This is a genomic window from Flagellimonas sp. (assembly GCF_965601775.1).
Classification (GTDB): Bacteria; Bacteroidota; Bacteroidia; order Flavobacteriales; family Flavobacteriaceae; genus Flagellimonas.
Window position 1 is genome coordinate 2,286,690 of record NZ_OZ271837.1, and the last position, 23,749, is coordinate 2,310,438.

22 protein-coding genes are annotated in these 23,749 nt (G+C 40.2%); 17 read left to right on the forward strand and 5 right to left on the reverse strand.

Annotated elements, in window-relative coordinates:
* Positions 1 to 2: 2 nt before the first annotated feature.
* The gene (locus ACSLUF_RS10515) at positions 3 to 680 is read right to left on the reverse strand and encodes a YqiA/YcfP family alpha/beta fold hydrolase (RefSeq protein WP_435622738.1); all 678 of its coding nucleotides are present in this window, start codon (positions 678 to 680) and stop codon (positions 3 to 5) included.
* A 158-nt stretch (positions 681 to 838) separates the two neighbouring features.
* Between ACSLUF_RS10515 and ACSLUF_RS10520 the strand changes: the two genes are divergently transcribed.
* Positions 839 to 1,132, forward strand: coding sequence for a GNAT family N-acetyltransferase (locus tag ACSLUF_RS10520; RefSeq protein ID WP_435622739.1), 294 nt, complete (start codon positions 839 to 841; stop codon positions 1,130 to 1,132).
* A gap of 46 nt (positions 1,133 to 1,178) precedes the next feature.
* Here ACSLUF_RS10520 and mtaB read toward each other — a convergent pair whose 3' ends face one another.
* Entirely contained in the window at positions 1,179 to 2,507 is a 1,329-nt protein-coding gene (mtaB, locus tag ACSLUF_RS10525) for a tRNA (N(6)-L-threonylcarbamoyladenosine(37)-C(2))-methylthiotransferase MtaB (RefSeq protein WP_435622740.1), read from the reverse strand.
* 20 nt (positions 2,508 to 2,527) lie between these two features.
* Between mtaB and ACSLUF_RS10530 the strand changes: the two genes are divergently transcribed.
* Positions 2,528 to 3,229, forward strand: a complete 702-nt coding sequence (locus ACSLUF_RS10530; RefSeq protein ID WP_435622741.1) for a Crp/Fnr family transcriptional regulator — start codon at positions 2,528 to 2,530, stop codon at positions 3,227 to 3,229.
* A gap of 101 nt (positions 3,230 to 3,330) precedes the next feature.
* Entirely contained in the window at positions 3,331 to 4,191 is an 861-nt protein-coding gene (locus ACSLUF_RS10535; RefSeq protein ID WP_435622742.1) for an SMP-30/gluconolactonase/LRE family protein, read from the forward strand.
* A gap of 75 nt (positions 4,192 to 4,266) precedes the next feature.
* Here the strand turns inward: ACSLUF_RS10535 and ACSLUF_RS10540 are convergent, their stop codons facing one another.
* Both ACSLUF_RS10540 and ACSLUF_RS10545 read right to left on the reverse strand, forming a co-directional pair.
* Positions 4,267 to 5,442 carry a GlmU family protein gene (locus tag ACSLUF_RS10540; RefSeq protein WP_435622743.1) on the reverse strand — a complete coding sequence of 392 codons (1,176 nt, stop codon included), beginning with the start codon at positions 5,440 to 5,442 and terminating at the stop codon, positions 4,267 to 4,269.
* An 86-nt stretch (positions 5,443 to 5,528) separates the two neighbouring features.
* Positions 5,529 to 5,795, reverse strand: a complete 267-nt coding sequence (locus tag ACSLUF_RS10545; RefSeq protein ID WP_435622744.1) for a type B 50S ribosomal protein L31 — start codon at positions 5,793 to 5,795, stop codon at positions 5,529 to 5,531.
* A 157-nt stretch (positions 5,796 to 5,952) separates the two neighbouring features.
* On the opposite strand from ACSLUF_RS10545, the gene ACSLUF_RS10550 reads away from it, so the two are divergent.
* The 8 genes from ACSLUF_RS10550 to ACSLUF_RS10585 all read left to right on the forward strand — a co-directional run bounded on the left by ACSLUF_RS10550 (position 5,953) and on the right by ACSLUF_RS10585 (position 13,214).
* Positions 5,953 to 6,471 (forward strand): DUF4199 domain-containing protein, encoded by a 519-nt coding sequence (locus ACSLUF_RS10550; RefSeq protein ID WP_435622745.1) that lies wholly within the window; start codon positions 5,953 to 5,955, stop codon positions 6,469 to 6,471.
* Between the two features lie 41 nt (positions 6,472 to 6,512).
* A complete protein-coding gene (locus ACSLUF_RS10555) occupies positions 6,513 to 7,472 on the forward strand; it encodes a glycosyltransferase family 2 protein (protein ID WP_435622746.1) in 960 nt (319 codons plus the stop codon).
* A 50-nt stretch (positions 7,473 to 7,522) separates the two neighbouring features.
* Entirely contained in the window at positions 7,523 to 9,229 is a 1,707-nt protein-coding gene (locus ACSLUF_RS10560) for a phospho-sugar mutase (RefSeq protein WP_435622747.1), read from the forward strand.
* Positions 9,230 to 9,233: 4 nt separating this feature from the next.
* Positions 9,234 to 11,066: an ABC transporter ATP-binding protein gene (locus ACSLUF_RS10565; protein ID WP_435622748.1), complete on the forward strand. Its 1,833-nt coding sequence runs from the start codon at positions 9,234 to 9,236 to the stop codon at positions 11,064 to 11,066.
* Between the two features lie 43 nt (positions 11,067 to 11,109).
* Entirely contained in the window at positions 11,110 to 11,658 is a 549-nt protein-coding gene (locus ACSLUF_RS10570) for an RNA polymerase sigma factor (protein ID WP_435622749.1), read from the forward strand.
* A 33-nt stretch (positions 11,659 to 11,691) separates the two neighbouring features.
* Positions 11,692 to 12,222: a hypothetical protein gene (locus ACSLUF_RS10575; RefSeq protein WP_435622750.1), complete on the forward strand. Its 531-nt coding sequence runs from the start codon at positions 11,692 to 11,694 to the stop codon at positions 12,220 to 12,222.
* Positions 12,215 to 12,655 carry a hypothetical protein gene (locus ACSLUF_RS10580; RefSeq protein ID WP_435622751.1) on the forward strand — a complete coding sequence of 147 codons (441 nt, stop codon included), beginning with the start codon at positions 12,215 to 12,217 and terminating at the stop codon, positions 12,653 to 12,655. The genes ACSLUF_RS10575 and ACSLUF_RS10580 overlap by 8 nt, the downstream gene beginning before the upstream one ends.
* Positions 12,656 to 12,863: 208 nt before the next feature.
* The gene (locus ACSLUF_RS10585) at positions 12,864 to 13,214 is read left to right on the forward strand and encodes a DUF6515 family protein (RefSeq protein WP_435622752.1); all 351 of its coding nucleotides are present in this window, start codon (positions 12,864 to 12,866) and stop codon (positions 13,212 to 13,214) included.
* A gap of 44 nt (positions 13,215 to 13,258) precedes the next feature.
* On the opposite strand, the gene ACSLUF_RS10590 is transcribed toward ACSLUF_RS10585, so the two are convergent.
* The gene (locus ACSLUF_RS10590; RefSeq protein WP_435622753.1) at positions 13,259 to 14,287 is read right to left on the reverse strand and encodes a WD40/YVTN/BNR-like repeat-containing protein; all 1,029 of its coding nucleotides are present in this window, start codon (positions 14,285 to 14,287) and stop codon (positions 13,259 to 13,261) included.
* A 73-nt stretch (positions 14,288 to 14,360) separates the two neighbouring features.
* Between ACSLUF_RS10590 and ACSLUF_RS10595 the strand changes: the two genes are divergently transcribed.
* From ACSLUF_RS10595 to ACSLUF_RS10620, 6 genes are all read left to right on the forward strand, one after another.
* Entirely contained in the window at positions 14,361 to 15,572 is a 1,212-nt protein-coding gene (locus ACSLUF_RS10595) for an RsmB/NOP family class I SAM-dependent RNA methyltransferase (RefSeq protein WP_435622754.1), read from the forward strand.
* A 148-nt stretch (positions 15,573 to 15,720) separates the two neighbouring features.
* Positions 15,721 to 16,629: a helix-turn-helix domain-containing protein gene (locus ACSLUF_RS10600; RefSeq protein WP_435622755.1), complete on the forward strand. Its 909-nt coding sequence runs from the start codon at positions 15,721 to 15,723 to the stop codon at positions 16,627 to 16,629.
* 89 nt (positions 16,630 to 16,718) lie between these two features.
* On the forward strand, positions 16,719 to 17,480 hold the full coding sequence (locus tag ACSLUF_RS10605) for an SDR family NAD(P)-dependent oxidoreductase (protein ID WP_435622756.1): 762 nt from the start codon (positions 16,719 to 16,721) through the stop codon (positions 17,478 to 17,480).
* Positions 17,481 to 17,631: 151 nt separating this feature from the next.
* Positions 17,632 to 21,294 (forward strand): phosphoribosylformylglycinamidine synthase, encoded by a 3,663-nt coding sequence (gene purL / locus ACSLUF_RS10610; RefSeq protein ID WP_435622757.1) that lies wholly within the window; start codon positions 17,632 to 17,634, stop codon positions 21,292 to 21,294.
* A gap of 93 nt (positions 21,295 to 21,387) precedes the next feature.
* Positions 21,388 to 23,160: an AMP-dependent synthetase/ligase gene (locus ACSLUF_RS10615; RefSeq protein ID WP_435622758.1), complete on the forward strand. Its 1,773-nt coding sequence runs from the start codon at positions 21,388 to 21,390 to the stop codon at positions 23,158 to 23,160.
* 128 nt (positions 23,161 to 23,288) lie between these two features.
* On the forward strand, positions 23,289 to 23,738 hold the full coding sequence (locus ACSLUF_RS10620; RefSeq protein WP_435622759.1) for a MarR family winged helix-turn-helix transcriptional regulator: 450 nt from the start codon (positions 23,289 to 23,291) through the stop codon (positions 23,736 to 23,738).
* Positions 23,739 to 23,749: the final 11 nt, after the last annotated feature.

Here is a 23,749-nt window from a genome sequence, read left to right on the forward strand (position 1 = left end):
TACTATATAGAACTCCCTTCTTCTAAAATAATTGCCGGAAGGTGCTCATTGAACCATTTTGAACGATATACAATCATCGCATGCTTGCCATTTTTTACGGTTATGCAGTCTTTAATATTGGTAATAGGAAATACATTATCCAAAGTACCATGGATATGAACTGTGTTTGGTAGGGGTTCCTTTTGATTCCAATTGACCATGCGGTCTATGGCCCAATCCATATACCCTTTATCACGGACAGAAAGATATTTTTCGTAAAGTTCCAAACGTTTCGTCACGGTTTCACCAAAAGCATATTTGGCCAAAAGCTCGATATTGGTTATCATCCCAGTAGGCAATAGCTTGTGTGCTTTGGTGTGTTTGGCAAAAATCATTTTCTTGGGCATCTCGCTTTCGCACTTTACGCTCGAGATAAGTATCACCTTTCGAGTTTTGGTCAGTTTGGCCATTTCTTGAACCAAAAGCCCGCCAAAAGAAACGCCAACTAATACCGGATTGTCGTGCTGAACTTGTTTCAACATCTCTTTTGCATAGGATTGCAAACTCATACCCTTTCCAGGAACAAACCAATCCAATTTGTGTAACTCGAATTGATTTTCAGGCAAGCGAAGACCATCGAAAATAGACGAATTGGCAGCCATTCCCGGCATAAGGTACACATGAATTTTATTGTCCGGCATTTCTCACCAATTATCGAATGGGCTAGGAAATTAAGGATTTTTTGACTAATTTTGTGTCCCTTTTGCAATAGCCCCACTGTAAAAAAGTCATGCAAAACTTAAATAATACTTACCTCAGAGTAAGACTGTTGCGTAAAGCCAATTTAAAATAGAACTATATGACAGAAATGGAAGTTAAGGACAATAGTTTCTTGCGTCAATTCGAAACTCAAGTGGATGGCCACTTAGCTAAAATTGAATATTCTTCTCAGGAGCGTAAAGTCTTCTTGACGAAGTTGGTTATTCCGGAGGAGATTACCCAAGAGGGTTTCAAAGAATCCTTTATTAAAGAAGTCCTTCATCAAATTCAAGAAAAGAATTTAAGGGTTGTACCTACTAGTCCACATATTGCAGGTTTCTTGAGAAAGAACAGACAATACAAAGAGATGCTTCCTGTGGGAATACGTATCTAACAAGACATTTAAAATTTAAGGAAACCTCTCATTTGGGAGGTTTTTTTTATGCCATTACGCTTTGGGAAACGAACTCAAATCGAACCAATCCGTCCTCATCAATCTCGGTCAGTTCCACTTCGTGCAATGTATTTACCAACTCAGGATTCCAAGGGGATTTTACTTTGACGTAGTTTTCGGTAAATCCATGGATGTAGCCTGATTTGTTCTCTCCTTCAAACAAAACAGTCCGCGTACATCCCAATTGACTTTCATAAAACGCCCTGCGCTTTTTAGCGGATAGGCCTCTAAGCATCTTACTTCTTTTAGCGCGTACATTCTTGGGAACCACTCCATCCATTTCTGCGGCCAAGGTATTGTCCCGTTCAGAATAGGTGAATACATGCAAATAGGAAATATCCAATGCATTTAGGAAATTATAAGTTTCCAAAAAGTGCTCATCTGTCTCGCCTGGGAAACCAACAATTACATCCACACCAATGCAAGCGTGCGGCATAACTTCTTTGATTCTGGTAATGCGTTCCACATATAAATTGGTCAAATATCTTCTTCGCATCAATTTTAGGATGCTATCACTTCCGCTTTGTAAAGGAATATGAAAATGTGGAACAAAGGAACGGCTTTTAGCCACAAAATCGATGGTCTCGTTTTTTAATAGGTTGGGTTCAATGGATGAAATGCGAAGTCTGTGAATCCCTTCCACCCTATCCAATGCTTTTACCAAATCCAGAAAGGTATGCTCATGCCTTTTGTTTCCAAATTCTCCCTTCCCATAATCGCCAATATTAACTCCCGTCAGGACAATCTCCTTAATACCTTTTGAAGAAATCTCAGCAGCGTTGTGAAGTACATTTTCCAAAGTGTCGCTTCGGGAAATTCCGCGGGCTAACGGAATGGTGCAATAGGTGCACTTGTAATCACAACCATCCTGAACCTTCAAGAAGGCTCGGGTTCTATCCCCTATTGCGTAGCTTCCTACATAAAAATCGGCCTCGTCAATTTCGCAGGAATGAACCTCCCCCTTATCATTCTTAGTAAGGTCGTTCAGATAATCTGTGATTTTGAACTTTTCCGTAGCTCCCAAAACTAGGTCCACCCCATCCACATCCGCCAATTCTTCTGGCTTTAGCTGAGCGTAGCAACCTACTGCAATCACAAAAGCATCCGGATTCCCTTTTTGGGATTGCTTTACAATTGTCTTAAAGCGTTTATCTGCGTTTTCGGTTACGGAACAGGTGTTGATAACATAAATATCAGCCTCTTCAGAAAAGTCCACGCGGTCAAACCCCTCATTTTCAAAACTTCGGGCAATGGTGGAAGTCTCGGAGAAATTGAGTTTACAACCTAGAGTATAAAAGGCAACTTTATTGCTCATTTAACTGCTTCAATTTGAGGGTGCAAAGATACACATTCAATGCATTAATCAACACCATCCCCAATTCGGTTTCAAGGCTAACTCTATCCCATGTATCGGAAGAAAATGATATATTTCAATTCCTTAATGTCATACAACAACACGCAACACTTTTGCATCCATTACTACAACATATAAATCGTCAAATAGCACTTAATGAAGTAGATTTTAATGTATTCCTGGATATTTTTCAAACCGAGAACTACGCCAAAAACCATCTGCTCATCCATCCTAATCAAAAAGTGGAACACCAATATTTCGTTTTAAACGGTTGTCTTAGAACATATCTAATCGATTCCTCCGGAAAAGAACACACCATGCAATTTGCCGTGGAAAACTGGTGGGTAAGTGACTATTTAGCTTACTACAAGGGAGGTTTATCCATCTTTTATGTGGAATGCTTGGAAGCGTGCCAATTAATGAAGGTTAGAAAACAGGATTTGGAAGAAATGTTCCTGTCACTTCCCATTATAGAGAGTTATTTTAGGCTCCAACTTGAAAATGCGTTTGCTGCCTTTCAAAAACGTATTTTATCCTCCTTAAATCTCACCGCCCAAGAACGCTATTCCCAATTCATTCAGATTTACCCAGATATTGAGCAACGGGTGAAGAATTATCAAATTGCATCCTATCTTGGAATCACTCCAGAAAGCCTTAGTCGATTAAGAAAAAACGCATTTTAATCAGCTCCCCACTCACTTTTTATTTCTTACCATAGGTCAATTTTTTTCATCCGAAAGCCAAATAGTTTTGCCTGCGAATTATAAAACAAAAGTCAAAGAAGATGAAGAAACTCGTTATTATCTCAATGTTACTTTGCTTGGTGCAAATGGTACCAGCCCAAAGCCTTAAAAAAATATGGGAAGTGCAAACACTAGAGGCTCCCGAATCAGTAGTCCATTATAATGGAGCCTACTATGTTTCCAATGTTTCAGGACAACCCGCTGAAAAGAATGGAAAAGGATTTATCACCAAGCTGGATACTAAAGGAGAGATTATCGAACTGAAGTGGTTAGAAGGGTTCAACGCTCCAAAGGGCCTTGGTATTTTTGAAAACCATTTGTATGTTGCTGATATTGATAGGGTTGGTTTAGTGAACCTCGACACCGGTGAAATAGAAAAATGGTATACTGCTGAAGGTGCCACATTCCTCAATGATATCGAAATTGGGCCTACTGGTACCGTTTATGTTTCCGACACCTTTGGAGGCAATGCCATTTACAAGATTGAACAAGATGCCATCGAGCTTTTGGTAAAAGATGAAAAGTTGGATTACCCAAACGGTCTAAAACTGGATGGCGACTTGTTATATGTTGCCACTTGGGGTGTCGTCACCAACCCCGAAACATTTGGTACCGATGTTCCAGGTGTATTGCTCGCCTTGCACCTGAAAAACAAGTCCATTAAAAACATTACCAAATCCTTTGGAAACTTGGATGGTCTTGTTCGCTACGAAAATGGATTTATAGTCTCTGATTGGATTTCAGGAGCCATATCCTTTATTGATTCCAATGGTGACGTGACTGCTTTGGAACAGATAAATCCAGGAACTGCGGATATAGCGTATTTGAAAAAAGAAAATGTCCTTTTAGTCCCACGAATGTTGGACGGAAAGCTTACCGCTTATGAGGTAAGTGACAATTGAGTCCATCATACAGACATCAAAAAAGCTCCCTTTGGGAGCTTTTTTTTGTTATTACTTGTTTAAACTAAATCCTTTTTAGCTCTTTCGCCACTTTTTGGTCAACTCAAAAACATGATCTAGAATCCCTTGCTCCAGAGCATCAAATTCGACATTTCTACGTTTCATCATGGCGGTATTCGCTTCGTATGCCTTTTGTGTGCGATAGGTAGTGAAGCCTGATGCGCCTCCCCAGCTAAAACTTGGTACAAAATTTCGCGGGTATCCGCTGCCAAAAACGTTGGCACTTACCCCAACCACGGTTCCAGTATTGAACATGGTATTAATACCACATTTACTGTGGTCACCCATGATAAGTCCGCAAAACTGTAATCCTGTTCTGGCAAATCCCTCCGTGGAATAATCCCAAAGACGGACTTCCGCATAGTTGTTCTTAAGATTGGAGGTATTGGTATCCGCACCTAAATTGCACCATTCCCCCAAAACCGAATTTCCCAAAAAACCCTCATGTCCCTTATTGGAATAGGCAAAAAGAACCGCATTATTTACTTCTCCCCCGACTTTGCAGTAAGGTCCAAATGTAGATGGTCCATATATTTTTGCTCCAATTTTGAGAACAGCATGGTCACACAAGGCCAATCCTCCGCGTATGATACAGCCTTCCATTATTTCGGCGTCCTTACCAATATATATGGGACCCGTAGATGCATTCAAAATGCTAAATTCCACTTTTGCGCCTTCTTCCAAGAAAATATTTTCTGGATTCACAACTTGGTTGGTGGTAGATATAGACTGACTTTTTCTTCCCTTTGTCAATAATTCAAAATCCGCTTCAAGCGCTTCCCCGTTTTTAGAAAAGATGTCCCAGACATGATGTATAGTCATAGGAGCTTTATCACAATATACTTTTTGGAAAGATGACGCATCAAATTCCAGTTCAGAATCCTTGGCGTAATACGCAATAAGTTCATCTTGATAAAAAAGAGCTTCAGAAGGCTTTAATCCCATGATTTGCTGGGTCAACTCACTATCCGGAAGCACATTCCCCATGATAACCACATTGTCAGATCCTATTTTTAGTGGAAACTTATCAGATAGATAGGATTCGGTTTGTACGCTAATCTCGGTTGCCAGGTACTTCTCCCATTTTTCCTTTATGGTTAAAATTCCTATTCGTATTTCAGCTACGGGTCTTGTGAATGTAAGTGGTAAAAATGAATTCCAGTGGTTTCCATCGGAAAGGATGTAGTTCATGGGTGGTTTTTTCAGTACTGTAAAAATAAAAAATGCCGCTGAGAGTTTCAGCGGCATTCCATATATCTTGAAAGAAAACTTTTACGTTAGTCTTTTTTCTCTTCTTTACTGAACTTCTTGTATTTATTTTTGAACTTATCGATTCTACCAGCAGTATCCACCAATTTGGTTTTTCCTGTATAGTAGGGATGAGAAGTTCTTGAAATCTCCAATTTCACCAAAGGATATTCAACACCATCAACAGTAATGGTTTCTTTTGCCTCTGCCGTAGACTTAGTAATAAAAACATCGTCATTGGACATGTCCTTAAAAGCTACAAGTCTATAATTTGATGGATGTATATCTTTTCTCATGATTCGTAATCTCAAAAAATTCAGGGTGCAAATTTAATCAATTCTTTTATAACAACAACTTTAATGGAATAAAAAAGAAAAAATCTATCTTGAGGTTGTAACAAAACTACTTTTTGTTTCACTAACCTCTCGAAACAACGCTAAAAAACTTTTTAAAATGGAAGAAAATCAACCCAAAACCGGTAAATTTTCATTGAATTACGGTTTAATTCTTGGAGGCATAAGTATTGTCTTCGGAGTACTGCTCTACACCCAGGACCTTCATACTTCCCAGAGTCCAGGGATAATGGTATTTGGTCTGGTACTTGCCGCTGTTGTCACTTTTTTAGGTATCCAGGCCTTCAGAAAAGCCAATGGAGGGTATTTAACCTTGGGACAAGCTCTAAAAATTGGTGCTGGTATTGCTTTGATATCAGCTATTATTTCCATCGTTTACAACCTTGTCCTGGTTAATGTATTGGACCCAGATGCACCGTCCAAAATTATGGATGCTCGTCTTGGCCCATCTTTGGAGAGTGGGGAAATTACCCAAGAGCAATTTGATCTACAAAAAGAACAAAGCATCAAGTATTGGTGGATGGGTTATCCTGTGATACTCATTTTGAATATTCTTATTGGTCTTATACTTGGCTTAATTTCAGGTTTGATTCTGAAGAAAGCCAAGCCCGCCTACTAAGGAAAAAATGCTACTTTTGAAGGGAATTCCAGAAGTAAACAATGCATATTTCTATTGTAATTCCTTTACTTAACGAAAAGGATTCCCTCAAAGAACTTCATGATTGGATTGTACCTGTGATGCAATCCAATCATTTTTTATATGAAATCCTCTTTATCGACGACGGTAGTACTGATGGTTCTTGGGAAATTATTGAAAATCTATCTCTAGAAAACAATAATGTCCGGGGCATACGTTTCCTTAGGAATTTTGGTAAATCCCAAGCACTACATGCAGGATTTAAAGCGGCCAAAGGAGATATTGTAATTACTATGGATGCTGACCTTCAGGATAATCCAGAAGAAATCCCGGAATTGATAGGCCTAATTCAAAATGAAGGGTATGAGGTGGTATCAGGCTGGAAGAAGAAACGGTACGATTCCATTATTACCAAGAATATTCCCTCCAAGCTTTTTAACTGGGCTGCCAGAAAAACATCAGGATTAAAACTGCACGATTTTAATTGTGGATTAAAAGCCTTCCGTAAAGATGTAATTAAAACTATAGAAGTATCGGGGGAAATGCATCGTTATATTCCAGTTTTGGCCAAAAATGCCGGTTTTCCCAACATCACTGAAAAAGTGGTACAGCATCAAGCCAGAAAATATGGGACTACCAAATTTGGTGCGGAACGCTTTATCAATGGTTTTTTAGATTTGATTACTATTTGGTTTGTTTCAAAATTCGGTCGCAGGCCCATGCATCTATTTGGGGCGTTAGGTGTTTTGATGTTTATAGTGGGCTTTGGATTTTCATTGTATTTAGGTATTGATAAGCTGTTTATCAATACAACCGGACGCCTAATTACCGACAGACCTCAATTCTACATTGCCCTTACTGCAATGCTCATCGGTACCCAGTTGTTTTTGGCTGGTTTCCTTGGGGAAATCATGGTCCGCTCCCGTAAAAACGACACGCGATATACCATTGCAGATAAAATTAACTTGAAGGAAACTTCCTAAGTTAGAATCTTCGTAATTTTACTTTAGATTTTAAATAACCGAACACATATATGGACGCAATCAAAGCCACTGCAGCATCTTGGATGACTGATTTTTTCGATGCCAATACCCGAGAAGAAGTAAAAAAGCTTATTGAAAACGACCCCGAGGAACTAAAGGAGCGTTTTTATAAGGACTTGGAATTTGGTACTGGTGGTATGCGGGGCGTAATGGGGGTAGGCACCAATCGCATCAATAAATATACCTTAGGTAAAAACACGCAGGGGCTTAGCAATTATCTAAAAAAGTCTTTCCCAAATGAGGACTTGAAGGTAGTTATCGCATATGACTGTCGACATAACTCCGACACACTTTCCAGAACTGTAGCCGAGATTTTTTCCGCCAATGGTATCCAGGTATATCTTTTCTCCAAGCTGAGAACAACACCTGAACTTTCCTTCGCGGTTCGCCATTTAGGGTGTCATGTGGGTATCGTATTAACTGCTTCGCACAATCCCCCAGAATATAATGGATACAAAGTATATTGGGGTGATGGAGGTCAAATTGTACCTCCTCAAGATGGTGAAATCATAGCTGAGATTAATTCCCTTTCTTTTGAAGACATTCAATTAAACGCTAACTCCAACTTGATTCAATCTATTGACACCGAGGTGGACGAAGCTTTCTTTGTAGCTTCAGTTAAAAATGGAAATTTCAATGCTGCGGGCAAAGATGATTTTAAAATTGTGTTTACCTCCTTACACGGCACATCCATTACGGCAATTCCTGAGGTATTAAAGCGAGCTGGATACAACAACGTAACCATCATAGAAGAGCAAGCAGAACCTGATGGGTCTTTCCCTACGGTTCAATCTCCAAATCCAGAAGAACCCGAAGCGTTATCGATGGCTATAAAAAAGGCAGAGGAAATAGGTGCTGATATGGTGGTCGGTACGGACCCCGATAGTGATCGATTGGGTATAGCGGTTAGAAATCTGGAAGGACAAATGGAATTGCTCAACGGGAATCAAACTATGGTGCTTATGACCAAATTCCTTTTGGACCAGCACAAGAAAAAAGGATTCAAAGGCAATGAATTCATTGCTACCACTATAGTTTCCACTCCTATGATGGAACAAATGGCCAAAGCATACGGCGTAGAATTCAAAACGGCTTTGACAGGCTTCAAATGGATTGGAAAAATGATTAAAGATTTTCCGGATTCCTACTTTGTCGGAGGTGGAGAGGAAAGTTTTGGATATATGGTCGGAGACTTTGTTCGTGATAAAGATGCGGTAACCTCTACCCTCTTGGCATGCGAAATTGCTGCTGACGCCAAAGCGAAGGGAAGTTCATTTTATGAAGAACTCATCAAATGCTACGTTAATTTTGGGTTCTACAAGGAAAATTTGGTGTCCCTGACCAAAAAGGGAATCAGTGGGGCTGAAGAAATCAAACAGATGCTCAAGGATTTCAAGGAAAATCCTGTGGAATCCGTTCAAGGCTCCAAAGTGGTATGGATTGAGGATTACAATACTTCCATAGCTACAAATGTGCAAACGGGTGAGGAAAAAAATATTGATTTGCCAAAATCCAACGTTTTGATTTATGAAACGGAAGATGGCACTAGAATCGCTGCAAGACCTAGTGGAACAGAACCCAAGGTCAAATTTTACATCAGTACCAACGCCAAATTGGAGAAAGAAGCGGATTTTAAATCCGTAAATTCGCAGCTGGATACCAAAATACAAGGTATTCTGGCTGAACTGAATTTATAGCTACATGAATTACTTTAAAAAGATACTCCAATTTGCGATTCCTTATCGCAGATATGGGGTTCTCAATATATTTTTCAATATTCTGTATTCGATATTCAATGTATTATCGATTATAATTTTTATCCCTACCCTAGGAATATTATTCAGCACCCAAGAAAAAGTGGATAAAGCTCCAGCCTATGAAGGTTTGGGCAATTTGAAGGCCTATTTGGAAGGATCATTAAACCATTTCCTGACGGTTAAGGTGGACAACGAAGGCCCTTTGGCAGCCTTGGTGTTTATTTGTATCGCCAGTATTGTCATTTTCTTTTTGAAAAATTTATTCCGCTATGCGGCCATGTATGTACTGGCATATCTTCGTACCGGAATGGTTAAGGATATCCAAGACAGTTTGTATTTAAAAACACTGGATTTGCCCTTAGGCTACTTTTCAGAAGCTCGTAAAGGAGATTTGTTGGCTCGTATGACCTCGGATGTCAAAGAAGTGGAAAATTCCATCATTAATTCTTTGGAGGCTTTGGCTCGAGAACCCATTACCATTGTTATTGTTTTGATTTCCATGCTGGCCATTAGTGCCCAGCTTACGCTTTTTGTATTCATATTTCTCCCCATAGCCGGTTTTCTGATATCCATAGTTGGGAAAAGATTGAAAGCACAATCTCTAGAAGCTCAAAAAGAAACAGGCATCTTTTTGTCTTTTATTGAAGAAACCTTGGGTTCTTTGAAAATCATAAAAGGATTCACGGCAGAAGAGAAGCTTACCAAAAAATTCACTGACTCCACCTCACGGTTTAAAAAAATAATGATAGCTGTACTTCAGAGAAAAGGATTGGCCTCCCCCTTCAGCGAGTTTTTGGGGGTAACCGTTGTTATTACCGTGCTATGGTATGGAGGTAGTTTGGTATTGGGCAATCAAAGCGCCCTTTCACCACAAGAGTTCATGGGCTATATCGGTCTTTTTTATACCATTATCAACCCAGTAAAGGCGATAACCACGGTCAACTACAACATCAAAAAAGGAAACGCTTCGGCCGAACGGATTTTTGAAGTATTGGAAACGGAAAACCCAATTACCGATGCTAAAAATGCCATTGTTAAAACTGACTTTGAAGAGAGTATCTCCTTCAAGGATATATCTTTTAAATATCAAGACGATTACGTCCTTGAAAATTTCAATCTCAACCTTAAAAAAGGACAGACCGTTGCCTTGGTAGGTCAGTCAGGAAGTGGAAAAAGTACCATAGCCAACTTGGTTTCTCGATTTTACGATGTAAACAACGGTTCGATTTCAATTGACGGAATCGATATAAAGGAAGTGACCAAAACATCCCTTCGTAGTTTAATGGGATTGGTAACACAGGATTCCATCCTATTTAATGACTCGGTTTTCAACAATATTGCTTTAGGCAAAGACAATGCGACCGAAGAAGAAGTGATAGCTGCGGCGAAAGTGGCCAATGCCCATGATTTCATTTCTGAATTACCCGAAGGGTATATGACCAATATTGGAGATGGCGGAAACAAATTGAGTGGTGGGCAAAAACAACGGCTATCCATTGCTAGGGCCGTATTGAAAAACCCTCCAATTATGGTTTTGGATGAGGCTACCTCAGCATTGGATACCGAAAGTGAACGATTGGTTCAAGATGCTCTGGAAAAAATGATGGAAAACCGCACTTCCCTTGTTATCGCCCACAGGCTTTCCACCATACAAAATGCCGATACCATAGTGGTTTTGAACAAAGGAAAAATTGTGGAGCAAGGTACTCATGAAGAATTGATGAAATCCCAAAAAGGGTATAAAAAACTGGTTGAAATGCAGTCTTTTGCGGGCTGATTAAACCTTTGTCCATAATAACAGTCTTAGCACCAAATTGTATATGCAATTGATTGCTGAAGAAGCCCTAGTAGAGCAACTAAAGGATTCCCAAACCCGGGAAAAGGCCTTTGCGGTATTGGTAAATACGCATAAGGAGAGACTCTATTGGCATATTCGGAGGATTGTATTGAACCATGATGATGCAGATGATGTCTTACAGAATACATTTATCAAAGTGTATCGAAATATTGAAGGCTTCAAGGGGGATAGTAAATTGTATTCATGGATGTACCGCATTGCTACCAATGAATCGCTGACTTTTATCAAACAGCGGTCAAAGAAAAGTGGCATAACGGATGAAGAGTTAAAAACCAAAATGGTGGAAAATCTGGAAGCTGACGTATATTTTGAAGGTGATGAAATCCAAATCCAACTTCAAAAAGCATTGGCGACACTTCCAGATAAGCAAAAATTGGTTTTTAATATGAAATATTATCAAGAAATGAAGTACGAAGAAATTTCCGAGGTTTTGGAAACTTCGGTTGGGGCACTAAAAACTTCATACCATTTGGCGGTAAAGAAAATTGAAACGTATCTTAAAGCAGATTAAACCTTTATTGGGATAATCAGTCAAAAAAGGACAATGGGGAAAAAAGGCAAAGAGAATTTTAAAACACCTGAGGGGTATTTCGATAACTTCCATGAGCGTCTTATGCAAAAAATGAAGACCGAGGAAGATACCGAAACACTATCCTTTTTACCTGCATCCGATGGGTTCGCTATTCCTGAAGGCTATTTTGAACATGTTGAAGAAAAAATACTGAGCGGAGTCGGACAATCAGAAACCAAGGTTATCAAACTCCGACCCTATAGAAAATATTTTTATGGAGCCGCCGCAGTAGCTGCAGTTCTCTTGATATTTTTCAACTTAAACATCAATACCGATTCTCCAATAGGTTTTGAGGATTTGGCAAGCGCAGAAATTGATACTTATTTGGAAAATACGGAACTCGACCTGAGTTCTTATGAGTTGGCAGAATTGGTATCCATAGAGGATACCGAATTAAGGGACGTGATGGATACCCCGTTGGAATCCGAAAACATTCTGGAATATTTAGACGAAAACATAGAGGATATTGAGGAATTAAACCTGAATTTTGAGGACTATGAATAAGAAATTCTTTATTGTTGTGATTTTTGCTTTTATGGCAGCAGGCGTTTACGCTCAAGGTCCTGTAAGAGATAGAATCAAAACCTTAAAAGTGGCTTTTATCACGGAACGACTTGGTCTTAGCAGTGGTGAAGCCCAAACATTTTGGCCTGTTTACAATACCCATGAAAAAAAGCTGGAAGCCATTCGACGAAAAGAGCGGGTACAGCTAAAATCCAAAATTGGATTGGTCCAAGATCTCACAGAACAGGAGTCCTCTGCTCTTTTGGACCAGTATTTGGCCATTCAAAGTGAGAAGCATAAAGCTGAGCAAGCCTACATCGCAGACCTAAGAGACGTTCTTCCTCCAAAGAAAATCCTATTATTACTAAAAGCGGAAGAAGACTTTAAAAAACGATTGCTGCAGCAATACCGAAAAAGACAAGGAGGAGGTTGATGAACAATCTCCTCTTTTAGTTTGTATTCTTTCGTCCGCGAAATACATTCTGCCCACTTAAATACCTCCCTCTTAGCACTTCGCTTTTATCCTCACTTTTTGCAGTTTCCGTTTAACAACCGAAAAAATCGGCAAAACACATCATTTTCCATTAAACCATAGCTCTTCTACTAAGTCAAAAGAACAGAAACCCAAAATAATCTACGTTATGAAAAACATTAAAAAACTTATACTGGCAATTTTAGTTCTTGGTACTATGGCTGCGTGTGGAGCACAGACCAAAGTAGTACGAGTGTATCCAAAACACGGAACAGTAGTAACCACTATTCATAGACCTAAAGTGGTAGTTCACAATAAAACCAATTTTTACTTCGCAGATGGGATTTGGTACAAAGCAAGAGGTAGAAGATATGTGGTTTGTGCAGCTCCGGTGGGGATTCGGGTAAGAACATTGCCAAGAGGTCACAGAGTGGTATGGCGAAATGGAAGAAAATTATATAGCTATAAAGGCATTTGGTACAAAAAAGCAGGACGAAACTTTGTTGTGGTAACGGTTTAGTTAGTTTGGTTAGTTGAGTAAAGGGCGGAGGTTTCCGCCCTTTTTTATTGGAATTTCAGTTGGGCAATTCTGTGTTTCCCTGCTGCGTAGGCCGTACTATCATTTAAAAATCGAATGGTGTAAAATCCTTCTTCGCTTAATTGCTTCCAGGTTTGGCCACCATCCTTGGAATAATCAATTCCGGTAAACCCTATTGCCACCAATCCCTTTCCCTCTGAATTGGACACATATTGAACACAACTTTTATATCCTGGCACAGAACCATCGGCAACCAATTCCCAGTCCTTTCCACCATTTTTGGTTACCATTTTATTGTATACGTTCACTTCTGGTTTGCTAAAATCACCTCCAATAGCAAAGCCCAAGTTTTCGTCATAAAAATCTAGGGAATACATTCCATGATACGGTTCAATTAATTGGATAGGAGTGTTCATTATTTCCCAATTCCGTCCTCTGTCTGGTGAAAATAGCATTTGTTTTTTGGATGTCAGTATCCAAGTTTTATCTCCTTGGGTTTCAATATTGGTATTGCTGGCAGCATATGCCCCCACACCATCCTCTAATTTTGGGATGTCCTCGCAAGAAACCTTTTCCCAGCTTTTCCCACCGTCTCTAGTAATGATGATGGCCATACATCCATCTTGGCTATCTCCTATGGCAATACCCTCCTTGTCGTTCCAGAAAGTCATAGCATCGTAAAAAACAGATTCCCCTTCCTCCCTATAAACCAACTCCATTGTACCACCTTCACCTGTTTTATAAAGTAAAGCAGGGCTTGCAACCGACAGCATAAAAAAATCCGAAGACGTATGGGCCACAGCTCTAAATTCTGGGGAACTCCCTTCATGGTCCATGACAGCTGTCCGTACTTTACCCGAAGGGATGTCCACAGTTCCGTACATTCCATTGCTTCCAGCAAAGGCCAGCGTCCTTGAGTCCAAAAATTCAATAGCACGAATGCTAATGGAATCTTCAAAAACGGTTTGAACAGCAACCGTTGAGAAGCTAAGTGGCTTCTCTTTTTGGGAACAACCCATAAATATTAGGACCAATAGAACACCGAGATATCTCATTTAAAATTGTCTTTCTCCAAAAGTAGCGGGAAAATAAGGTAAAGCCTACCTTTGCAATCTTAATTTTGCCAGTATGCGCCTTCATAGAAATCTTGTTTTTGCTGTAATTGATGCCCTTAACCTCATCTTTAATGAAGAAGAATATGCGGATAAGGTGATAGAAAAGGTATTGCGTTATGATAAGCGTTGGGGCTCTAGAGACCGAGGATTTATCGCAGAAACAACCTATGATATTGTGCGCTGGAAAAGACTGTATGTCGAAATCGCCGAAGTACATGAACCTTTTTCGCGACCACATCTTTTTAGACTGTTTGCCGTATGGTGTGTTTTGAGGGGCATCCGATTGCCAGACTGGAAACAACTGGAAAATACACCTGAACGGCGTATCAAAGGGCGTTTTGATGAGCTATCCAAAATCAGAAAATATAGAGAGTCTTTTCCCGATTGGTTAGACGAACTGGGAGAAAAAGCGTTGGGTGCAGAACTGTGGACTAGAGAAAGTGCAGCATTAAATCGCCAGGCTGAGGTTATTCTTCGGACCAACACCTTGCGAACTTCAAAAAACACCTTGCAAAAAGCACTTTCGGATGAAGGCATAGAAACCATTGACCTACCAGAATACGGAGATGCCCTAAAACTGAAAGAGCGTAAGAACGTATTCACCACAGACGCTTTTAAAGATGGGCTTTTTGAAGTACAGGATGCATCCTCCCAATTGGTTGCTCCGTTTTTGGATGTGTCTCCCGGACAACGTGTAGTGGATGCTTGTGCTGGGGCTGGCGGTAAAACCTTGCATTTAGCTTCCTTAATGCAAAACAAGGGGCAGCTTATTGCCATGGACATTTATGAAAGCAAGCTGAAAAAACTAAAAGTTCGAGCCCGCAGAAATGGGGTACACAATATGGAAACCCGCACAATAGAAAACAGTAAGGTGGTCAAGAAACTTTACGGAAAGGCGGACCGTCTGCTTTTGGATGCACCCTGTTCCGGTTTGGGGGTAATTCGAAGAAATCCAGATAGCAAATGGAAGTTGGAACCTGAATTTTTGGAACGCATAAAGGGAGTGCAACAGGATATTTTGCAACGCTATTCCAAAATGGTCAAATCCGGAGGTAAAATGGTCTATGCCACCTGTTCTATTCTTCCAGAAGAAAATAGTGAGCAGGTGCGGCATTTCCTGGATTCAGAAGAAGGAAAAGATTTCGAATTCATTTCGGAACAAAACATATTCGCTTCGGCAAGAGGATACGATGGTTTTTATATGGCATTACTTCAAAAGAAATAGCCAATACCTCTTAATCTCTATTTTTTAAAATTTAAATTCAAGCGCAAATACTTACAAAAGTCATTAGGCATTCAGCACCGAGCATCCAACCTCAAACATGCAAGGACTGTCAAAAAGATATGTTGTTTGATTTATGTAACTTTACTTTATGGACAAGAAAGTATCCATAGAAGAATTTTATAAAGAGACTCAAAATTATGTGCCGGAAAGTGTGCGTTCGGGTATCGGCCATTTCAATGTCTTTAAGTTGGATGAATTTACTGGGCCAAAACCCAAACCTATGCCTTTCAACCGGCGTGACTATTTCAAAATCAGTTTGGTTCAAGGAAAAAGTCGGGTACACTATGCGGATAAGATTGTGCCGGTTGACAAACAAGTCCTTGTGTTTTCAAATCCTCAAATTCCTTACAATTGGGAGCAGATTGACGAGCAGCTCACTGGATATTTCTGCGTATTTACCGAAACTTTTTTTCATCAATTTGGAGATTTAACCCAATATCCGCTTTTTCAACCCAATGGGAATCCTGTATTTCAGTTGGAAGATTCAAAGGTCGAAGCAGTGGTTTCCATTTTCCAACGGATGCTTACCGAAATTGACTCAGAATATGTATACAAATATGACATGCTTCGCAACCTAGTTTTCGAATTGATTCATACGGGGCTAAAAATGCAACCTGCCAGCGAATTGCAAAACAGTAATTCCAATGCTTCAGAACGCATTTCAGGATTGTTTATGGAACTCTTGGAACGTCAATTCCCCATTGAGAGCCCTATGCAGCGTGTTCGCTTAAAAACGGCTTCTGAGTTTGCCCATCAACTAAGCGTGCATGTGAATCATTTGAACAGGGCACTCAAAGAAACTTTACAAAAAAATACTTCGGTATTAATAGCAGAACGCTTGGTGCAAGAGGCCAAGATACTGCTCCGGCATACGAATTGGAACGTTTCTGAAATTGCAAACTCCCTACGATTTGAGGAAACCGCCCATTTTTCGAATTTCTTCAAAAAATACGCAGGGCATTCCCCAGTTTCTTTCCGAAAATTAGAAATTGTTTGATTTTTACAACTCTTTGATTCTTTGGCGTAAAAAAATTCACAAGACCTGAGTGAACTTTGTGGTGTTCTTAATTTTTAAAATATAACACCATGAGTACAAAGAAAATAGCATTAGTTACGGGCGGTAGCCGCGGACTGGGAAAAGATATGGCAATCAACCTTGCTAAAAGAGGATTGAATGTAGTTATCACCTACAATTCTAACGCAAAGGCCGCCTTAGAAACCGTTGAATTGATTGAAAAAGAAGGCGGGAATGGAATTGCCATCCAATTGGATGCAAGAAATATAAAGTCATTCGTAGGTTTTAAAAACAGTTTGACTGAGGAACTGCAATCCAAGTTCAATACTTCCTCTATTCATTATTTAATTAACAACGCAGGATTTGGACATGAGGGATCTGTTGCGAATACCACGGAAGAGGCTTTTGATGATTTAATGAATGTTCACTTCAAAGGAGTTTATTTCTTGACACAAACCTTGTTGGACACCCTGGCCGATGGAGGTGGAATCATCAATATTTCCAGCGGACTCGCTAGGTTTTCCTTGCCAGGCTATTCTGCCTACGCCAGTATGAAAGGAGCGATTGAGGTATACACCCGTTATTTAGCAAAAGAGTTGGGCGCTCGTAAAATAAAGGCAAACACCGTCGCCCCAGGGGCCATAAACACTGATTTCAATAAAGACCGTTTTGAACAAGCTCCCCAAGTTGTAGATATCATTGCTTCTCTTACCGCATTGGGAAGGGTTGGTGAAAGCGAAGACATTGGTTCCATTGTGGCTTTCCTTTGTACTGAAGATGCCGCTTGGATAAATGGTCAACGCATTGAGGCGTCTGGTGGAATGTTTGTTTAAAAAAAGATAGAATACGAGAGTATTGATCGGTAGCTGAGTGGTTGGTCAACTTGGTTAACAATTCGTTGGATAACTAAGGGGTTACCGCAAGGAAAAAAGAATGGAATAGCTTAAATTCGCACTTTCTTAAACCGCTCAATTCTCAGATTGTATGATTCATTTCTTTGGGGACGAGACAAAAAAGGTATTTGCCGTCCAAAGCACACAAGAAATTGCACCTCAGGATACTGAAAAACTGATTTGGTTGTTTGGCAACCAACCCAAAATAAACATGGCGTCTATCGACGCCTTTTTTGTTGGGCCACGGGCCACTATGATAACCCCATGGAGCACTAATGCCACAGAAATTACCCAGAATATGGGAGTAAAGGGCATTCTAAGAATAGAAGAATTTGAAGCGGTTAAGGAAGAAGATACGGATTATGACCCTATGCTATTTCAAAAATATAAAGGTCTAAATCAAGATGTTTTCACCATAGACATTGAACCTGAACCCATTCTAGAGATTGAGGATATTGAAGGGTATAACCAAAAGGAAGGATTGGCGTTAAATGAGGAAGAAGTCAAATATTTGGAGGAGTTATCCAAATCCCTAGGCAGAAAATTGACGGATTCTGAAGTTTTTGGGTTTAGTCAGGTCAATTCAGAACACTGCCGACATAAAATATTTAACGGTACTTTCATTATTGATGGTCAGGAAAAGCCGAGTTCCTTATTCAAATTGATAAAGAAAACCTCACAAGAAAACCCGAACGATATAGTTTCCGCCTACAAAGACAATGTAGCTTTTATCAAAGGCCCTAAAGCCATTCAATTTGCGCCAAAAAGTGCCGATAAACCAGATTTCTATGAAGAAACAGATTTTGATTCCGTCCTGTCGCTAAAAGCTGAAACTCATAATTTTCCAACAACAGTAGAACCCTTTAATGGAGCTGCAACAGGTTCCGGGGGAGAAATTAGAGACCGCTTAGCTGGTGGAAAGGGAGCATTGCCCCTAGCTGGAACTGCAGTTTATATGACCTCCTACTCTCGATTGGAAGAGACACGCCCTTGGGAAAAGGCATTTCCTGAGCGCGATTGGTTATACCAAACTCCAATGGATATTTTGATAAAAGCCAGTAATGGTGCATCTGATTTTGGCAATAAATTTGGTCAGCCCTTAATATCAGGTTCGGTATTGACTTTTGAACATAATGAAGAGGCTCATCTTTTAGGTTTTGATAAGGTAATCATGCTTGCTGGTGGTATTGGCTATGGCAAAAAAGAACAAGCTTTGAAGGATATGCCTAAAAAAGGAGATAATATAGTCATACTTGGGGGCGACAATTATAGAATTGGAATGGGTGGAGCAGCAGTATCCAGTGCAGATACGGGTGAGTTTGAAGCTGCCATCGAATTGAATGCGGTCCAACGTTCCAATCCGGAAATGCAGAAAAGAGCGGCCAACGCTATCCGCGGATTGGTCGAAAGCCATAATAATCCCATTGTTTCCATCCACGACCACGGTGCTGGCGGACACTTGAACTGTCTCTCGGAACTGGTTGAAGACACTGGTGGAAAAATCGACTTGGATAAACTTCCTGTTGGTGATCCAACACTTTCATCCAAAGAAATTATTGGCAATGAAAGTCAGGAACGCATGGGATTGGTCATTTCTGAAAAAGATCAAGAATTACTACAAAGGGTATCAGAACGAGAAAGGTCTCCAATCTACAAGGTAGGTAAGGTAACGGGTGACCATCATTTTTCATTTGAATCGACACGAAAGAATGAAAAACCAATGGATTTGGAACTATCCGCTTTGTTCGGGAGTTCTCCAAAGACCATAATGGACGATAACACCGTCGATAGCAATTTTAAAGATGTACCCTATAGTCTTGAGCATTTTCATGACTATCTAGAACGAGTTTTACAACTCGAAGCTGTGGCCTGCAAAGATTGGCTGACCAACAAAGTGGACCGTTGTGTGGGCGGAAGGGTGGCGAAGCAGCAATGTGCTGGCCCACTCCAGTTACCGCTCAACGATTGCGGGGTAATGGCTTTGGATTTTAAAGGAAAAGAGGGGCTGGCTACGAGTATTGGACACTCTCCTATTTCAGGTTTAATTGACCCGGTTGCTGGAAGTCGAAATAGTATTGCCGAATCATTGAGCAATATTATCTGGGCACCTTTGGAAAAGGGATTGGAATCCGTTTCACTTTCTGCCAACTGGATGTGGCCTTGTCGCAACCCTGGAGAAGACGCTCGCTTGTATGAAGCTGTGGAGGCATGTTCTCAATTTGCCATTGCCTTGGGTATAAATATTCCGACGGGAAAAGACTCGCTTAGCATGAAACAAAAGTATCAGGACAAAGAAGTAATTGCTCCTGGAACGGTCATTATCTCAGCTGGAGCACATTGTTCGGACTTAAAACAAGTTGTAGAACCTGTTTTACAAAAGGATGGTGGGGACGTGTATTATCTCAATTTGAGTCAAGATGAGTACAAATTGGGAGGTTCAAGCTTTTATCAAATATTAAATGCCGTGGGTAGTGATGCACCCAACGTAAAGGATGCAACCTACTTTAAGGGCATTTTTAACAAGGTCCAAAAAGAAATCAAAGCAGGAAATATTTTGGCTGGCCACGATGTGGGCTCCGGAGGATTGATAACCACTTTATTGGAACTCTGTTTTGCAGATACTGATTTGGGAGCTGAACTGGACTTAACAGCATTGGCAGAATCGGATACCATCAAACTTCTTTTCTCTGAAAACATAGGAATCGTCTTCCAAACGGATGCTTCAACAGCAAAACGCTTGAATGCTATCAAAATTGGTTCTCCACTTTCTAAAGGTGAACTAAGAATTAAAAACCATGGGGTAGAAATGGGTTTAAACGTAGCATCACTTCGGGATACTTGGTACAAAACCTCCTATTTGTTGGATGACAAGCAAACCGCCAAGGGATTGGCTAAAGAGAGATATGCAAATTATAAGAATCAGCCCTTAACCTATCAGTTTCCTAGTAATTTTGATAGTAGTTCGCTTTATCCGGTATCAAAAAAATCAGGCAAGAAACCTGTTGCAGCCATTCTTCGGGAAAAAGGAAGTAATTCGGAGCGGGAAATGGCCCATGCTATGTATTTGGCAGGTTTTGAAGTGAAGGATGTGCATATGACCGACCTAATTACAGGTAGGGAAACCTTGGAAGATGTTCAGTTTCTTGGAGCTGTGGGAGGGTTTTCTAATTCTGATGTACTGGGAAGCGCCAAAGGTTGGGCCGGCGCGATTCGATATAATGAACGAGCAAAAAAAGCCATTACCAATTTCTTTAAGCGACCTGATACCCTATCTGTTGGAATTTGCAACGGATGCCAATTATTTATGGAATTGGATTTGATAAATCCAGAACACGGGGAGCAGCATGGAAAGATGACCCATAACGAATCCAACAAACACGAAAGCAATTTCACCTCCGTCATTGTTGGGAAAAACAACTCGGTAATGCTATCCGGTCTAGAAGGAACCACTTTGGGAGTATGGATTTCACATGGAGAGGGTAAATTCAGCTTACCTCTTGCAGAAAGTGAATATCAGATTGTCGCAAAATATGGGTATTCGGCGTATCCAGCCAATCCCAATGGAAGCGATTATAACGTGGCCATGTTGTGTGATAGAACAGGGCGACATTTGGTGACCATGCCCCATATTGAAAGAAGCATATTCCCTTGGAACTGGGCACACTATCCTAAAGATAGGAGTGATACCATCAGTCCCTGGATAATGGCTTTTCACAATGCGAGAATGTGGGTTGAGAACTTCAACGCCAATTGAATTTTCAATAAAAATTCGATTTTATTTTTAGGGATGCCATTTTAAAATCCGGCTTCCTTTCCCTATTTTGCAATTTCATAACAGAAACTTACTATGCAAAAAGTTACCAGACTCTTTGATTTTCCAAAATATCAGTTGGAAAAATTTCCCCTTCAGGAATCATTAGTTACCAAATACGATGGCAAGTGGGTAGCCACTTCCACTGAATCTTATCTGAATCAAGCCAATGCTATCAGCAGGGCTCTTTTACGAATGGGTGTTCAACCCAACGATAAAATTGCGGTCATCTCCATGAATAACCGAACGGAATGGAACATCATGGACATCGGCATTTTGCAAATTGGAGCTCAAAACGTACCTATCTATCCAACCATATCCGCAGCAGATTATGAATACGTATTAAACCATTCTGAAGCCAAATATTGTTTTGTCTCCTGCTCTGAGGTTCTGCAAAAAGTACTGGATGTTGCCTCCAATGTTAAAAAATTAAAGGAAGTATTTTCTTTTGATGAACTGGGTAACTGCAAAAATTGGAAAGAGGTTTTGGAACTTGGAGCGGATGATTCCAACCAGAATGAGGTGGAACAAATCAAAGAATCGGTTAAGCCAGATGATTTGGCAACCTTAATATATACATCAGGGACTACCGGACGACCAAAGGGTGTAATGCTTTCCCACGACAATTTGGTTAGCAATGCGATAGAAAGTTCCAAGCGGTTTCCTATTGTGGATGGGGAAACCAAATCACTAAGCTTCCTTCCCCTATGTCATGTATACGAGCGCATGCTAATTTATCTTTACCAGTATCGGGGAGTTAGTATCCATTATGCGGAATCTCTTGAAACTATTAGTGACAATCTTAAGGAAGTTTGCCCCCACGTGATGACTGCGGTACCGAGACTTTTGGAAAAAGTATATGATAAAATTATTGCTAGAGGTAGCGAGTTGACTGGAATTAAAAAGAAACTGTTCTTTTGGGCGGTTGACGTAGGATTGCAGTACGAACCTTATGGCAAAAATGGTTGGTGGTATGAGAAGAAATTAGGTTTGGCGCGCAAACTCATTTTTAGCAAATGGAAAGAAAGTCTGGGTGGCAATTTGACCCTTATAGCCTCAGGAAGTGCAGCTTTACAAGCGCGGTTGGCCCGAGTTTTCAATGCTGCTGGACTTGGAGTTATGGAAGGCTATGGGCTCACAGAGACCTCCCCAGTGGTATCCGTAAATGATATGCGTGAAAATGGTTTTAAAATTGGAACTGTTGGACGACCCATTGACCGTACCGAGGTGAAAATAGCCGATGATGGAGAAATTTGTATTAAGGGGCCTCAGGTAATGCAAGGATATTATAAGGATGAGGTCAAAACCAACGAAGTATTGAAAGACGGGTATTTCCATACTGGAGATATTGGGGAAATCGATGAAGAAGGCTTTTTACGAATTACCGATAGGAAGAAAGAAATGTTCAAAACCTCAGGAGGCAAGTATGTCGCTCCCCAGGTTTTGGAAAATCGTTTCAAGCAATCCCGTTTTATTGAACAAATCATGGTCATGGGCGAAGGAGAAAAGATGCCTTCAGCCTTGATTCAGCCTAATTTTGAATTTTTACAGGAGTGGGCGGAAGAAAACAACATACCTTTTGGGGAACATTCCCAAATTATATCGAATGAAAAAGTTATTCTTCAAATCCAGGAAGAAGTGGATTTAGCAAATGCGGACTTTGCCAAATGGGAAAAAGTGAAACAATTTAGACTAACTCCAGAGGTTTGGAGTGTTGATGGTGGTCATCTGACCCCTACTATGAAATTGCGCAGAAAGATTGTTAAACAAAAATACATTGAACTCTACAACAATATTTATGGTCATTAAGTTTATTGACCCCTATATCAAATCCTGCCATTGAGCAGGATTTTTTTGTTTTGGAGGGATTCGTATTCACAAAAATTTATTATGCATGCATAATAAATTTTCATATATTTGGAAACCAAGAGAGTTCTATGAAAGATATGACCATTGACCATGCCCTTCGTGCCACCTGGCAAGCTGTTATTAAAATGTACAACGAAGAGGCAAAGAATTACGGATTGACCATGGCGCTAGGATTCACCCTTTTAAGCATAGACCCAAAAAAAGGAACACCAAGCACCGCTTTAGGACCCAAAATGGGAATGGAGGCTACAAGTTTATCACGAATTCTAAAAAATATGGAAGAACGAGGATATATTGAACGCAGACCTAACCCAAAAGACGGTCGCGGCGTTCTTATCCATTTAACCGCCTTTGGACTTCAAAAGCGTAAGGATTCCAAGGACGTGGTTCTTCGTTTTAATGATGTGGTTAAGGAACATGTGGATGAAAATGACTTGGTGGGTTTCTTTAAAACAGTTGATATCATTAACAAGCTTATTCTTGACAAAAAAATATACATTAAAACAACAACTAATTAATTTCAATTCTT

Coding starts and splice junctions, on each gene's coding strand:
- ACSLUF_RS10550 (WP_435622745.1), top strand. CDS start 5,953: ATGGAAGAAAATCAACCCAAAACCGGTAAATTTTCATTGAATTACGGT.
- mtaB (WP_435622740.1), bottom strand. CDS start 2,507: ATGAGCAATAAAGTTGCCTTTTATACTCTAGGTTGTAAACTCAATTTC.
- ACSLUF_RS10580 (WP_435622751.1), top strand. CDS start 12,215: ATGAATAAGAAATTCTTTATTGTTGTGATTTTTGCTTTTATGGCAGCA.
- ACSLUF_RS10600 (WP_435622755.1), top strand. CDS start 15,721: ATGGACAAGAAAGTATCCATAGAAGAATTTTATAAAGAGACTCAAAAT.
- ACSLUF_RS10620 (WP_435622759.1), top strand. CDS start 23,289: ATGAAAGATATGACCATTGACCATGCCCTTCGTGCCACCTGGCAAGCT.
- ACSLUF_RS10595 (WP_435622754.1), top strand. CDS start 14,361: ATGCGCCTTCATAGAAATCTTGTTTTTGCTGTAATTGATGCCCTTAAC.
- ACSLUF_RS10605 (WP_435622756.1), top strand. CDS start 16,719: ATGAGTACAAAGAAAATAGCATTAGTTACGGGCGGTAGCCGCGGACTG.
- ACSLUF_RS10515 (WP_435622738.1), bottom strand. CDS start 680: ATGCCGGACAATAAAATTCATGTGTACCTTATGCCGGGAATGGCTGCC.
- ACSLUF_RS10540 (WP_435622743.1), bottom strand. CDS start 5,442: ATGAACTACATCCTTTCCGATGGAAACCACTGGAATTCATTTTTACCA.
- ACSLUF_RS10560 (WP_435622747.1), top strand. CDS start 7,523: ATGGACGCAATCAAAGCCACTGCAGCATCTTGGATGACTGATTTTTTC.
- purL (WP_435622757.1), top strand. CDS start 17,632: ATGATTCATTTCTTTGGGGACGAGACAAAAAAGGTATTTGCCGTCCAA.
- ACSLUF_RS10590 (WP_435622753.1), bottom strand. CDS start 14,287: ATGAGATATCTCGGTGTTCTATTGGTCCTAATATTTATGGGTTGTTCC.
- ACSLUF_RS10615 (WP_435622758.1), top strand. CDS start 21,388: ATGCAAAAAGTTACCAGACTCTTTGATTTTCCAAAATATCAGTTGGAA.
- ACSLUF_RS10545 (WP_435622744.1), bottom strand. CDS start 5,795: ATGAGAAAAGATATACATCCATCAAATTATAGACTTGTAGCTTTTAAG.
- ACSLUF_RS10555 (WP_435622746.1), top strand. CDS start 6,513: ATGCATATTTCTATTGTAATTCCTTTACTTAACGAAAAGGATTCCCTC.
- ACSLUF_RS10570 (WP_435622749.1), top strand. CDS start 11,110: ATGCAATTGATTGCTGAAGAAGCCCTAGTAGAGCAACTAAAGGATTCC.
- ACSLUF_RS10575 (WP_435622750.1), top strand. CDS start 11,692: ATGGGGAAAAAAGGCAAAGAGAATTTTAAAACACCTGAGGGGTATTTC.
- ACSLUF_RS10520 (WP_435622739.1), top strand. CDS start 839: ATGACAGAAATGGAAGTTAAGGACAATAGTTTCTTGCGTCAATTCGAA.
- ACSLUF_RS10535 (WP_435622742.1), top strand. CDS start 3,331: ATGAAGAAACTCGTTATTATCTCAATGTTACTTTGCTTGGTGCAAATG.
- ACSLUF_RS10565 (WP_435622748.1), top strand. CDS start 9,234: ATGAATTACTTTAAAAAGATACTCCAATTTGCGATTCCTTATCGCAGA.
- ACSLUF_RS10585 (WP_435622752.1), top strand. CDS start 12,864: ATGAAAAACATTAAAAAACTTATACTGGCAATTTTAGTTCTTGGTACT.